Annotated in this window: 16 protein-coding genes; 4 read left to right on the plus strand and 12 right to left on the minus strand. The window is 52.6% G+C overall.

All coding sequences use genetic code 11. The features are described 5' to 3' along the window. Positions 1 to 133 precede the first annotated feature (133 nt). Positions 134 to 523 carry a DUF6491 family protein gene (locus P1U47_RS05690; RefSeq protein WP_301027650.1) on the plus strand — a complete coding sequence of 130 codons (390 nt, stop codon included), beginning with the start codon at positions 134 to 136 and terminating at the stop codon, positions 521 to 523. 21 nt (positions 524 to 544) lie between these two features. Here P1U47_RS05690 and mtnC read toward each other — a convergent pair whose 3' ends face one another. From mtnC to mtnA, 4 genes are read right to left on the minus strand one after another with little or no spacing between them, the layout of a single operon-like run. Then, positions 545 to 1,225: an acireductone synthase gene (mtnC, locus tag P1U47_RS05695; RefSeq protein WP_301027651.1), complete on the minus strand. Its 681-nt coding sequence runs from the start codon at positions 1,223 to 1,225 to the stop codon at positions 545 to 547. Positions 1,226 to 1,239: 14 nt separating this feature from the next. Beyond that, positions 1,240 to 1,803, minus strand: a complete 564-nt coding sequence (locus tag P1U47_RS05700; protein WP_301027652.1) for a cupin — start codon at positions 1,801 to 1,803, stop codon at positions 1,240 to 1,242. Positions 1,804 to 1,811: 8 nt separating this feature from the next. After that, positions 1,812 to 2,435: a methylthioribulose 1-phosphate dehydratase gene (locus P1U47_RS05705; RefSeq protein ID WP_301027653.1), complete on the minus strand. Its 624-nt coding sequence runs from the start codon at positions 2,433 to 2,435 to the stop codon at positions 1,812 to 1,814. A gap of 7 nt (positions 2,436 to 2,442) precedes the next feature. Further along, the gene (mtnA, locus tag P1U47_RS05710) at positions 2,443 to 3,501 is read right to left on the minus strand and encodes an S-methyl-5-thioribose-1-phosphate isomerase (RefSeq protein WP_301027654.1); all 1,059 of its coding nucleotides are present in this window, start codon (positions 3,499 to 3,501) and stop codon (positions 2,443 to 2,445) included. A gap of 122 nt (positions 3,502 to 3,623) precedes the next feature. On the opposite strand from mtnA, the gene P1U47_RS05715 reads away from it, so the two are divergent. Beyond that, on the plus strand, positions 3,624 to 4,082 hold the full coding sequence (locus P1U47_RS05715) for a DUF2489 domain-containing protein (protein ID WP_301027656.1): 459 nt from the start codon (positions 3,624 to 3,626) through the stop codon (positions 4,080 to 4,082). 34 nt (positions 4,083 to 4,116) lie between these two features. Here P1U47_RS05715 and P1U47_RS05720 read toward each other — a convergent pair whose 3' ends face one another. The 5 genes from P1U47_RS05720 to P1U47_RS05740 form a co-directional block, all read right to left on the minus strand. Further along, positions 4,117 to 4,722: a TetR/AcrR family transcriptional regulator gene (locus tag P1U47_RS05720; protein WP_301027657.1), complete on the minus strand. Its 606-nt coding sequence runs from the start codon at positions 4,720 to 4,722 to the stop codon at positions 4,117 to 4,119. A gap of 44 nt (positions 4,723 to 4,766) precedes the next feature. Then, complete coding sequence (locus P1U47_RS05725; protein WP_301027659.1) at positions 4,767 to 5,654, minus strand: GIDE domain-containing protein; 888 nt, start codon at positions 5,652 to 5,654, stop codon at positions 4,767 to 4,769. Positions 5,655 to 5,669: 15 nt separating this feature from the next. Then, positions 5,670 to 6,242 (minus strand): LemA family protein, encoded by a 573-nt coding sequence (locus tag P1U47_RS05730; protein ID WP_301027660.1) that lies wholly within the window; start codon positions 6,240 to 6,242, stop codon positions 5,670 to 5,672. Between the two features lie 93 nt (positions 6,243 to 6,335). Next, positions 6,336 to 7,574, minus strand: a complete 1,239-nt coding sequence (locus tag P1U47_RS05735; protein WP_301027661.1) for a cytochrome P450 — start codon at positions 7,572 to 7,574, stop codon at positions 6,336 to 6,338. A gap of 53 nt (positions 7,575 to 7,627) precedes the next feature. Then, positions 7,628 to 8,638 (minus strand): cysteine synthase A, encoded by a 1,011-nt coding sequence (locus P1U47_RS05740; RefSeq protein ID WP_301027663.1) that lies wholly within the window; start codon positions 8,636 to 8,638, stop codon positions 7,628 to 7,630. 228 nt (positions 8,639 to 8,866) lie between these two features. Between P1U47_RS05740 and P1U47_RS05745 the strand changes: the two genes are divergently transcribed. Together P1U47_RS05745 and P1U47_RS05750 are read left to right on the plus strand one after the other, a co-directional pair. Next, the gene (locus P1U47_RS05745) at positions 8,867 to 9,430 is read left to right on the plus strand and encodes a sigma-70 family RNA polymerase sigma factor (RefSeq protein ID WP_301027664.1); all 564 of its coding nucleotides are present in this window, start codon (positions 8,867 to 8,869) and stop codon (positions 9,428 to 9,430) included. Then, complete coding sequence (locus P1U47_RS05750) at positions 9,427 to 10,095, plus strand: ChrR family anti-sigma-E factor (protein ID WP_301027665.1); 669 nt, start codon at positions 9,427 to 9,429, stop codon at positions 10,093 to 10,095. The genes P1U47_RS05745 and P1U47_RS05750 overlap by 4 nt, the downstream gene beginning before the upstream one ends. Positions 10,096 to 10,199: 104 nt before the next feature. On the opposite strand, the gene P1U47_RS05755 is transcribed toward P1U47_RS05750, so the two are convergent. The 3 genes from P1U47_RS05755 to P1U47_RS05765 form a co-directional block, all read right to left on the minus strand. Continuing rightward, the gene (locus P1U47_RS05755) at positions 10,200 to 11,090 is read right to left on the minus strand and encodes a diguanylate cyclase (RefSeq protein WP_301027666.1); all 891 of its coding nucleotides are present in this window, start codon (positions 11,088 to 11,090) and stop codon (positions 10,200 to 10,202) included. Positions 11,091 to 11,096: 6 nt separating this feature from the next. After that, positions 11,097 to 11,432, minus strand: coding sequence for an Hpt domain-containing protein (locus P1U47_RS05760; protein WP_301027667.1), 336 nt, complete (start codon positions 11,430 to 11,432; stop codon positions 11,097 to 11,099). 172 nt (positions 11,433 to 11,604) lie between these two features. After that, on the minus strand, positions 11,605 to 11,763 hold the full coding sequence (locus P1U47_RS05765; protein WP_301027668.1) for a hypothetical protein: 159 nt from the start codon (positions 11,761 to 11,763) through the stop codon (positions 11,605 to 11,607). Positions 11,764 to 11,964: the final 201 nt, after the last annotated feature.

Consider the following 11,964-nt stretch of genomic DNA (forward strand, 5'->3'; position numbering starts at 1 on the left):
TTAATGTTGATACCGTCGCAACCATTTTGTCTGCTCGAGATGATGAGTTTTGATGGGTGGCTGAACCTCCCCGTGGGCCTGCGGTCAGAGAGAAGTGCGGCAGCTTTGCGCACCTTCATTCTCGGAGGTGGATATGTATACAAAATTGATTAAGTTTGGAGTCGCGTTATGTGTGCTCGCAAGCGTAGTTGCGTGTTCTACCGTGAAAGATGAGCGCGGCTTAGATGAACGTCTAGCGGAATCTGGCTATCGCCCAGGCGAGAGCATTGATCGTATTAGCTCCTACCGAATTAGTGATTGGACCTATCTGGATGACCGCCATTTGATCTTTAGTAATGGCATTTCTGAACACTATTTAGTGAGCTTAAATCGCCCCTGTGCGGATTTGCGCGGCTCGCAGCAATTGGCATTTAAAACCCGCACTAATATCCTCACCCGTTTTGACGAAGTATTGGTGCCCAGCGACGGCCTGCCAATACGCTGCGGTATAGAAGCGATTTCTAAGGTGTATCGCAGCCAATAAGCGGCTATATCGAGTTTGCGTTTAGTCCAACGCAATATCGGTAAAGGTGGTTGCGCACTGGTGGCGGGGGTGCTGGAGCATATCGCCCTCGCGCTGTAGCCACGCGGTGTGCATACCTACTTCGGCGGCGGCATCCAGTTCTTCAACGATATCCGATAGAAATAAAATCTCTTCTGCCGGCCAGCCTAGGGCCTGTTGGATTTTTTGATACGAGTCCGCTTCGCGCTTGGGCCCAGTTACCGTATCGAAATAGCCTTGGAATAAAGTTGTTAAATCCCCGCCCTCGCTAAAGCCGAAGAATAATTTTTGGGCGTAGATTGAGCCTGAAGAATAGACATAAAGAGCCAAGCCCTGCTGATGCCATTTCTGTAGCGCGGCTAAGGCATCGTGGTAAATATGTGCTTTGTAATCGCCATTGCGGTAGCCCTGTTCCCACACCAAGCCCTGTAGTGTTTTCAGCGGCGTGACTTTTTGGTCGCTGGCAATCCATTGCAGGAGCTGGGTAATTAAGGCGTCAGTATCGTCAGGGGCGAGCGTGGAGATGCGGGCGACTTCTTGTAAAGCGTTATCCACTGCAGGGATTGACCGATTTCCCCGAATAAAGGCCGGTAGGTGCTTTGCGGCATAGGGAAATAACACGTCGTGAACAAAATGAATTGAGCTGGTGGTGCCTTCAATATCGGTAACAATGGCCTTGATCACAATAGCTCCTCAGTTTACTGGCTGGCGGCAATGCGGGATTCAATACGTGAATAGTGCTGGGCAATGTCGCTGCCAGTGTAGTTGGCCACCCAGCCGTCGGGGTTGTTAAAAAACCGAATCGCAACAAGGTCGGGCTCGGGGCCTAAATCGAACCAATGTTGGGTGTTAGCGGGCACGCTCAATAAGTCGCCTTTTTCGCACAGTATTTCAAAAACCTGATCGCCAAGGTGCAGGGCAAATAAACCTTGGCCCTGCACAAAGAAACGCACCTCGTCTTCGCTGTGGGTATGTTCGGCCAAAAACTTTTGGCGGAGCGCGTCTTTTTGGGGGTTGTGGCGGTCGATGCTAATTACGTCGACACTCTGGTAACCCTGCTCATTAATAAGCCGCTGAACGTCGCTGGCGTAGGCCTCCAGTACGCGTTCTTGACTGTCGCCAGCCTGAATATCGTTGCGGGTTTGCCATTGTTCAAAGCGAATACCGGCAGCGGCGAGTTCGGTCGTAATGGTGGCGGGGTCAGTAGTTAGTGCGCGCGGTTGTTGGCTATTGCTATCTGAGTAAACAGTGAGTGTGCTCATGGTGGCTCCTAGCGGCTGAGGCGCAATTGTTCGAGTTCGCATTGTAAAAGAAAGTCGAGGGCTTCGAGCTTGCGCAGGCAGTTGTCCAGATCGCTGCCCCAGCAATACACGCCGTGCCCGCGAATTAAATAGCCAGGGCAATTGGGGTGCTCGGCGAGATAGCTGTCTGCCTTGGCAGCCAAGGTGTCGATTTCTTGGGTATTGGCAAATATGGGGATGGTCACGCTGGTGGCGTGGGTATCGATGCCGGTAAAGGCTTTTAATAGTTCGTAATCGCTGAGCTTGAGCAGTGATTTGCCTGCCATCGCCATCGATAAAACTGTTGCGGCGGGGGAGTGGCAGTGCAGCACGGCGCCAATCTCTGGGAAGCGGGCGTACAGCTGGGTGTGCAGGGCGGTTTCTGCCGAGGGCTTGCCGCTGCTAATTGGCTGGGCATTGAGGTCGACAGCGATGAAATCGGTGGGGCTAAGTCGGCCCTTGTGCTTGCCCGAGGCGGTGACGATGGCCGAGTCTGCATCTAACCGACAGGAGAAATTACCGCTGGTCGCCGGTACCCAACCGCGCTGGTAAAGGTCTTCGCCAGCGGCGGCCAAGGCGACGGCCTGTTGATAGAAAAGTTTGCTGTCGATCATGGCTTGTCTACCTTTGCTGTTGCGCCGCCGCTTGCAAATGGGCCAGTACTCTGGCGCGGTCGGGCTGATGAATAATACCGTGTTCGGTAACGATAGCATCGATCAAATCGGCTGGCGTTACGTCGAAAGCGGGATTGGCAATTGCCACATTTTCTGGCGCGATGCGCTGACCAAAACTGTGACTGATCTCTTCGCTGGGCCGCTGTTCTATGGGGATTTGCGGGCCGTCTATGGTCGCGTCGAAGGTGCTGGTGGGCGCGGCAACCATCACTTTTACGCCGTGGTATTTGGCAATGATGGCTAAATTATAGGTGCCGATTTTATTGGCAGCGTCGCCATTGGCGGCCACTCGGTCGGCGCCGACAATTATCCAGCTGGGGCGCTGCTCGCGCATTAGGTGAGCGGCTGCACCTTCAATTGCCAAGGTTACCGGAATGCCGTCGCTCATCAACTCCCAGCTAGTGAGTCGTGCGCCTTGTAGCCACGGTCGGGTTTCGCCGGCAATAACGCCGCGAATATGGCCGTCGCGATGGGCCGAGCGAATTACCCCCAGCGCAGTGCCATAGCCGCCGGTGGCGAGCGCGCCCGCGTTGCAGTGGGTGTACACAATGCTGTTTGCTGGAATTAGGCTGGCGCCAAAATCGCCAATACGCTGATTAATTTCGATGTCTTCGGCGTGAATCTGCTCGGCTAATTGGCACAGTGCGGTGACTAGATCGCCGCTGCCATGCTCTTCAATGGCGCGGTCACAGCGTTCTAAGGCCCAAAATAAATTAACCGCGGTGGGGCGGGAGTCGGCGAGGGCCGCGCGCGCAGGCTGTAAAGCCTGCTTCCAGTCGGCGGTATTTGCCATGGGTTTATTTGCAAACTGTTGGGCAGCTAAGGCCATGCCGTAAGCGGCGGCAATGCCAATGGCTGGGGCGCCGCGAACCACCATGCTGCGAATGGCGTCGGCCACCGCCAGCGGCTCGCTATACGAGATATAGTCGATGCGATTGGGTAAAATGCGTTGATCTAGCAAGGCTAATTGATTTGCCGACCATTTAATTGCGCTGGGGCTTGTCACGGGGTGCCTCCGTTTTTCTGGGCGGCAATTATAAGGCAGAGCTGGCCGCGCTCCTAGGCGTTTGGCGGTGTGGATGTCAGAATGGCGGCTTATTGGGCAAATAATACACGGTGGAGAAAATAATGGCGGAATACGGAGTTTGGTTACTTGCAGCTGGCCTAGTGGTTTTGGTGCTGGCCGCGGTGGCGATCCGCTTTTTGTGGTTATTGCGTCAGCAAACCCAGCGCCAAAATAATGAACGTGCCGAGTATGAGCGCGGTGCTGCAGAGCAGGGCCTTGAAGCGCGGCAGGGTATTTCGATTCTGGCCCGCAGCTATGTGGGCGGTCAGCTTGGTGCCAGTGAACTGGCATTGCGGGTTGCGGTGTTGGCAGAGACGGCGCAGGTTGATGCTGCATTCGCTGAAGATACCGCAGTATTTACTAAGATGGCCGCAGCGCTGGCACATATTCCAACGCATCGCGATTGGAAGGCCCTTAGCAGCGAGCAGCGGGCGACGTATAGCGCTGAGATGGCGCTGCTAGAGGCGAGTTATAGCGACAAGATACACGCCGCCGCCGCGCATCTTTGCACTCTACGTTAGGGCGACGAATGCATCAGAATAATAGGGTGCCCGCCTATTCAGCGTTTTTTGGCTGACGCATTAATTGATTTAAACCGTTAACCAAGTTCTGTTGAAATTGCAGTTGAGCCTCAAGCTGCTCGGGCTGCAACGGATCTACCCCAAAAATAGACTGGTGCAGCGGCGCCAAGGTCACATAGCCTAAAATCATACAGTGAAAGGCCATCGCGGTGGGTACGTCAATCCAGCCCTTGTCTGGATTTTCGGCGGGGTCGCTGATCGAGGCAAAAAACTGGCGGTACCAGCGGTCACTCAGCAAATCCAAGGTTTCGTCTTTGGCGAGGGTGGCGTGCTGAACAATGCGCGCGGTATTGGGCTTGCTCGCGAGTAGTGACATAACTTGATAAATTTGCTGACGGGTGTCGGTAAAGTCGGCGTCGGTTGCCATGCCTTCGGTCGCTTCGGCCAACGGCGTAAATAGGCGCTCGCAAACTTGCTCGTAAATGGCAAATTTATTGCTGTAGTGCTTGTAAATACCTGGGCTGCTAATGCCAACCTGCACGGCAATTTCACTCACCGAGGTTGCTGCAAAGCCCTGCTGGGCAAACAGGTTCTCGGCGATGTCGAGTATGCGTTGCTTGGTATTGCGGCGGGTCGCCATTGCACTGTCCTTCTTCTACAAATTTAGGTGCGCCGGTTGTGGCGCTAATAGGTGTTTTGCGCTTGGAGTATCTGCCAAACAAAGGCGGTGGTTCCCGCTATGCTGGCGAGCAACAGGAAAAACGCCTGCCAGCGCAAGCGTTTACTCAGCGACTCTGGCTCTGAGCTGGCAATCATATAGGGTTGGCGGCGACTGGGCGAATAGCTGATGGTGTGTATTGGGTTTTGCGGCGCTTGTTTATTAATATCGCGCTGGGCTTTGCGCAGCGCTTCGGCGCGCACTAAATCCCATTCTTGAAGGTCTATTTCACCGTCGCCATTGCGATCGAAGCGCGCCACCAGCTTATCGTAATCTTGCTTCCATTCATTCAGTATTTCCGTCATTGCGCGCTGCTGTAATTCGCTGTTGCTCGGTGGGTTGCGGGTTTCGAATTGGCCAATGACGTAGAGCAGGTCGTCGGCACAGAGTATTTCTTCGGTATAGCGGTAGCGACTGCCAAATAAGCTGTGGCTGCTGGTCGTGCCGCTTGGGTGTCGCTCGCCGCCTTTCCACGTTTTTTTGCGCTGAGTACTGACGTCGGCGCGATCTGGGTAAACCACGCAGTCGCCACTGCCATCATTAATCATAAAGGGCTGGTCGCTGGTTTTGCGCTCCACGCTGCGCCAGCTGCTGTTTTTCCCCGAGGATTCGTAGCGCTCAATATTGTACTTATACCAAAGGCAGGGGGTTTGGCTCAGGCCACTGAGCAGCATATTGCCGAGACCAGCTTTCGCGAAACCAATTAATTCCACATAGCCTTGGTGCGCTGAGCGAATTTTGGAGGTTGGTGTGTCTTCAATTACGCGGGCAGACAGTAAGCTGCTGAGGCTGCCATAGCCGCAGCCCAGCGCAATTACGCCGCTGATACCAAGCGCCAAATAGTCGAGTGCCATACTTATTCGCCGTACTTAATCAAACAGCGATTTAACGTTGACGTCGCGCAGCTCGTCTTTGTTAAATTTAAGCAGATCGAAGGCTTTAAAACGGAACCAGCGGGCAATGATGACATCGGGAAATTGCTCGATGCGCACATTGTTATTATTGACCGCTTCGTTGTAGACCTCGCGGCGATCAGCAATGGCATTTTCCAGTGCCGAAATGCGTTCTTGCAGGGCGTTAAAACTGCTGTCTGCCTTCAGGTCTGGGTAGTTTTCGGCCAGCGCAAACAGTTGGCCCATGGCGGCGCGCATGCCCGTTTCGGCTTGGCCGAGGGCGATCATGTCGTGGTTGGACTGGGCGACGGAGACCTGCTGGCGGGCGGCGATGACTTTGGTCAGCGTTTCCTGCTCGTGTTTCATATACTGTTTGCAGGTTTCGATGAGTTTGGGTAGCTCGTCGTGGCGCTGCTTGAGTAATACGTCGATGTTAGCGAGGTGTTTACTAACGCTGTGCTTAAGACTCACAAGGCCGTTATAGAGCATGACAATATAAAAAATACTAAAAATAACAATGCCAAGGCTGATGATGAGACCGATTTCCATGTCTGGTTCCTTTGCTGATTTTAATTTTAGTACGGGGCGATTTAGGTCCCAGTGGCGATAGTTGTGGCTACAAATGTATCGTTAATATTAGTCTTAAAGACCTGCCTCAAAGCGAATTGGCATTTTTTTAATGCCGTTAACAAAATAAGAGCGGATATATTCAATTTCGCCCGTGGGCTGAGCATTACGCAAGCGCGGAATCAGCTCTTCAAACATCACCAACAATTCTAGGCGGGCTAGGTGCGAGCCTATGCAAAAATGTTGGCCAATGCCAAAGGAGCGCAATTGCTGGCCGAGTTTGGGCATGCGCTCGGCGCGGCGCACATCAAATTGCATGGCGTCGTCGCCAAATACCGCCTCGTCGTGATTGACTGCGTGGTAGTGCAAAATCACCTTGTCGCCAGCTTTAATGGCTTGCCCGCCCAGCGCAATATCTTGAGTCGCGGTGCGGCGCATTTGCGTAAACGCGGTGTTGTAACGCAGTATTTCGTCAACCGCGGCGGCAATTTTGTCGGGGTTGGCGGCTAAATAGGCTAGTTGATCGGGGTGCTCCATGAGTAAGCGCATACCCTGCGACATTACCGTACGGGTCGATTCATTGCCGCCGACCAGTATTAAAATAAACATCCACGCAAAATCTTCTTCTGAAATCGGCACGCCGTCGACATCGCCATCAAGCAAGGTGCCGGTGATGTTGTTCATTGGGTTAAGGCGGTGTTGCTCGGCAAGTTTTAAGGCGTAATTAATACACTCGCCAGCGGCGATTTGGCCGTCTTCTTCGCTGGTGGCCATGTCGGGGTCATCGGCGTAGATCATGGTGTTGGTCCACTCAAAGAACTGTTTGCGGTCAGTGAGGGGAACGCCAAGCAATTCGAGTATGGCAATCAGCGGTAATTCGGCGGCAACTTCTTCGACAAACTCGCATTCACCGCGTGGGCTTACCGCGTCGATAATTCGTTTGGCATGCACTCTAAAGGCGGCTTCATAGGTGTCGACGCGCTTGGGGGTGAAGGCCTCGTGAACGACGCGCCGGACTTTCTGATGGCGGGGTGGGTCCATATTGATGATGGTGTGACTGAAAATGAAATCCACCATGTCCTGGGAGTGTTCCATGGGAAAGGAGCTGCGCAGCGCCGAGGAAAATAGCGCAGGATTCTTCGAAACGTAATCGAGTTCTTTGTGGCCCACCACCGCCCAGTAAGGCACGCCGGTAATGGGGTCGTCCATTTTAAGCACGGGGCCAGCTTGGCGCAGCTGACGCAGTAGTTCGTAGGGCATGCCCTTCGCGTAAGTGTCGGGGTTCAGCAAGTTGGCAAAGGGGCATTCCGACATGGCGGTGTCTCTTAGTTAATTTTGTTTGGTGTTGAATCTGCAGTTTTTAGGATTTAACTACGTGTCCAGTTCGGCGCCGGTAGCCCCATGTTTTCTAAAAACACGGGATTGAACAGCTTGCTTTTATAGCGATCGCCGTAGTCGCACAGTATGGTTACAATGGTGTGGCCTGGGCCGAGCTTGCGCGCTAACTGCACGGCCCCCGCGATATTGATTGCCGATGAGCCGCCGAGGCACAGGCCCTCGTGGCGAAGTATGTCAAAGATATAGGGCAGCGCTTCGGCATCGTTTATTTCAAATGCCTCGTCAATGGCGGCAAGGCGCAAATTGTCGGTTACAAGACTGATGCCAATGCCTTCGGTAATGGAGCGACCATCGCCACGTAACTCGCCATTGGTAAAGTAATTGTAGAGCGACGAGCCCTTGGGGTCGGCAAGGCCAATGGTGATGTTGGGTTTGTGGGCTTTTAAGGCGCGGCTAACCCCTGCCAAGGTGCCGCCGGTGCCCACAGCGCAAATAAAACCGTCGATTTCACCGCCGGTTTGCTGCCAGATTTCTTGGCCAGTGGTGCGTTCATGAATATCGGTATTCGCAGTGTTGTCAAACTGGCGAGCCCATATCGCGCCATTGGGCTCGGTTTCATTAAGGCTTTCAGCCAAGCGCCGCGCAGTGTGAATATAGTGGTTGGGGTCGCTATAACTAGTGGCGGGAACAAGGCGCAGGTCGGCGCCGTAAAGGTCGAGTAATTCAATTTTTTCGCGGCTTTGGCTGTAGGGCATGACCACCACGCTGCGATAGCCCAAGGCGTTGGCTATTAAGGTTAGGCCAATGCCGGTGTTGCCGGCGGTACCTTCGACAATGGTGCCGCCTGGGCGCAGTGTGCCCTTGGCTTCTGCGTCGCGAATGATACCGAGTGCGGTGCGGTCTTTAACGGAACCGCCGGGGTTTAAAAATTCTGCTTTGCCCAGAATGGTACAGCCGGTGAGTTCGGACACCTGTTTAAGCAAAATCAGCGGGGTATCGCCAATAAGGTCGGGCATAGACTTGTAGGTGGGCAAGGACATGATTTACTCCGTTTTTTTACAAGTCTAATGGTATAGGTGGGGGACGGCAGCGGCAATGCTAATTATAGCTGGGTCTGTGCTAGGCTAGAATTATGTAAACGACAGTATTGTTTAAATCTTGGCAGTTTGTTTTGATCGCTGTTGTTAAGTCGACTGTAGATGATAATAAAGAGAGTTTGATCTATGCGCGCAGTTGCGACGTATACACAGTTAACAAGGGGTTTATAAATGGTAGAGCTTGCCGTTGAGCAAGTCCGCAGTGGTGAATTCTGGGCCGATTGCATGGACCAGATTGCCCGCGAGCGGGATAAAAGCAGTTTTATGCTGTTGTTTGATTATTTCTCACCCCGAGTAAATGCCTATTTATTGGGTCAAGGCGCCGAGCCGTCGATGGCCGAGGATCTCACCCAAGAGGCTTTGTTGGCGCTGTGGAACAAGGCGCACTTATACAACCGTGAAAAAGCGGCGGTAAGTACTTGGCTGTTTCGGGTGGCGAGAAATTTGTGGATTGATCGTTTGCGCAAGCAGCGGGGAGTCGCCTATGAGTCGGACGAGAATTTAGCGGAAACCGTCGACGATGAAGTTCGCCTAAATGCCGATGGCGACCGCTTGAGGGCAGTGTTAGATACGCTGCCGCAAAATCAGGCGCAGGTGGTTTACAAGTCCTATTACGAAGGTAAAAGCCACAGTGAAATTGCCGAAGAAACGGGAATGCCACTGGGCAGCGTGAAATCAAGTTTACGGCTGGCGATAAAAGCTTTCCGTCAGTATTTTGGAGAAGATGGCGTATGAGCCAGATTGAACATCATCCTACACAAGAGACCTTGCTTAGCTATGCGGCGGGTTCGCTGCCGGCCAGCTTGGCGCTGGTTGTGGGCTGTCATTTACAATATTGCCAGCAGTGCCGATCCGGTGTTAGCGCTGGCGAAGCCTTAGGGGCTGGTTTGATGGTGGCTTTGTCGCCGCAGGCGCTATCGAGTCGCGCGCGGGAGAGTGTGTTGGCGCGCTTAGATGAGCAGGGTGCCGATGAATTTATCCAAGAACCTAAATCGGTATTAGTCAGTCGCCCGCAAGGCTCGGTTCCGCGTTTATTGCAGGGGCTTTTGCAGCAGGACAATCTTGATGCCCTGCCGTGGAAACGCACGATTGCCCCTGGCCTTAAACAAATTGTGCTTAATTGCGGCGAAGGCGATGTGCGGTTGTTACGAATTAGCGCAGGCAAAAAAATGCCGGTGCACAGTCACGGCGGCAGCGAGTTAACGATGATCTTGCGCGGCGGTTACAGCGATAATGTGGGTAAATTCAATATGGGTGACGTTGCCGATTTGGAATCGAGTGTTGAGCACCAACCGATGGCGGATAGTGACGAAGACTGTATTTGCTTGGCAGGTATGGATGCGCCGCTAGTGTTTAAAGGCTGGTTGGCGCGTTTGATACAGCCGATTGTTGGAATGTAGTGATAAGCTCCACAACTAAAAACGGCAGCTTCGGCTGCCGTTTTTAGTTGTGGGGCTTATGATTATAGGTATTTGCCGCCAAGGTATTGGGCGCGGCGATAGACTTACTCGGCGCAAATAATGCGATTGCGACCTGAGCGTTTAGCGGTGTAAAGAGCTTGGTCTGCGCGTTCAAAAAAGGTGGTTTGATTGGTGTCGCGACCGCGATCGAATTGGGCGATACCAATACTAACGGTGAGGTCAATGCTAATGTCATCACCAACCAGTGTAGGTTGAAATTGGATGGCGGATCGCACTCGCTCGGCGACGCCCCATGCTTCATTTTGGTCGGTAGCGGGTAGCAAAACCACAAACTCTTCGCCGCCGTAGCGCCCGACTTGATCGTATTCTCTAAGATTGGTGTTGAGGATGTTCACAACATGCTTTAGGGCGACATCCCCAGCCGCGTGTCCGTAAGTGTCGTTGACGATCTTGAAATGGTCGATGTCGACAACCATGATGGAAAACGCACTGCGCTTGCGAGCGGATTCGGCAATGCTAGTGGTAAATAACTCGTCAATCATGCGCCGATTCCAGCACTGAGTCAGGGCGTCTCGCGAGGCGAGCTGATTTAGGGTTTGCTCAAGGCGAACAATTCGGCTGCCAGCGGCAATACGTACTTTGAGCACTCGGTGGTCAAAGGGCTTGTTAAGAAAATCGTCGGCGCCGGCTTCCATTGCTTCAATAATGGCCTCGTTACCTTCTTTGCCGGTGAGCATCAGAATATAAAAGAACTGGCCGTCTTCACGTTTGCGAATGGTTTTGCACAGCTCAGGGCCACTCATGCCTGGCATAGACCAATCTATGATTAGTAGGTGAGGGGCGGTATCGACTTCCAGTTTCTTGAGTGCTTTCTCACCATTTTCGGCAAGAATAGGCACAAAACCCCACTCTTCCAGTGCGGCACTAAGCGCGAGTCGGGTTACTGCGTCATCGTCGACAATCAGTACATCCATAGAGGGTTATAGTCCTGCCATCTGCTTTAATTCTGCACTCAATGTGTTTAGCTTGTCTTTTGCAGTAAGCCAATTTACCCGCCACTGTTGTGCTTCGGCTTCTAGTGCACTTATCTCTAATGCACTGATTTCTTGATAATAGCTGGTATTGGCAAAGTTGCCGAGCGCACTTTTTAAGCGGTGGACGGCATTGGATAAGGCTTTTTTGTCACCCTGCTCTAGTTGCAGCTCAATACTATCGATCATAGCAGGAAGCTCGCTTAGAAACAGTTGCGATATAGCGGTAATCAGACTGGCTTTGTTCCGAGTTATATCCTGAACGCGTTGTGGATCCAGTATCATATCGTCCTTGTGCTTATACAGATGGTCGGGCGTGGGGACCGATATTATAACATTTTTTAAGAATTTTCAGTTTGATTGGGGATATAAGCACCCTAGGGCTTGCCTGTGGAGTGGGTGCAGCGGTGATGGGCGGGATTACTTAAGCGCTGCTTTCCCGCATTACGCTGAGTTATTAGTTACTTAATGCGGTGATACAAAGCACTAGGGCTACACCCATAGCGATCATCGGCAAAGCACCAAGGCTTAGCTGCGCAGCTGAGGCAGTCACCACGAGCAGCGCGATATTGCCAATAAGGGGGATGCTAATATTGATGTTATTTGCTGCTTTCATGGTTCCTCCGGCGTATCAGGGGCAATCGTATGGTTTGTCAGAAAAGTCGATTTGTGAGACTTAGTGTAGCGAAATTACGTGGGGTTTCGATTCGCGCTTGTACTTACAAAGTTGGTACATATGCATATAGGTAAGTCTTTTTGGCGGAAATGGCTCATCTAGACAGGAGCGTAATTAATGGCAGAAGCAAGACGGTTTTCG

It is taken from the genome of Zhongshania sp. (assembly GCF_029212375.1).
In the GTDB taxonomy this organism is placed as follows: domain Bacteria; phylum Pseudomonadota; class Gammaproteobacteria; order Pseudomonadales; family Spongiibacteraceae; genus Spongiibacter.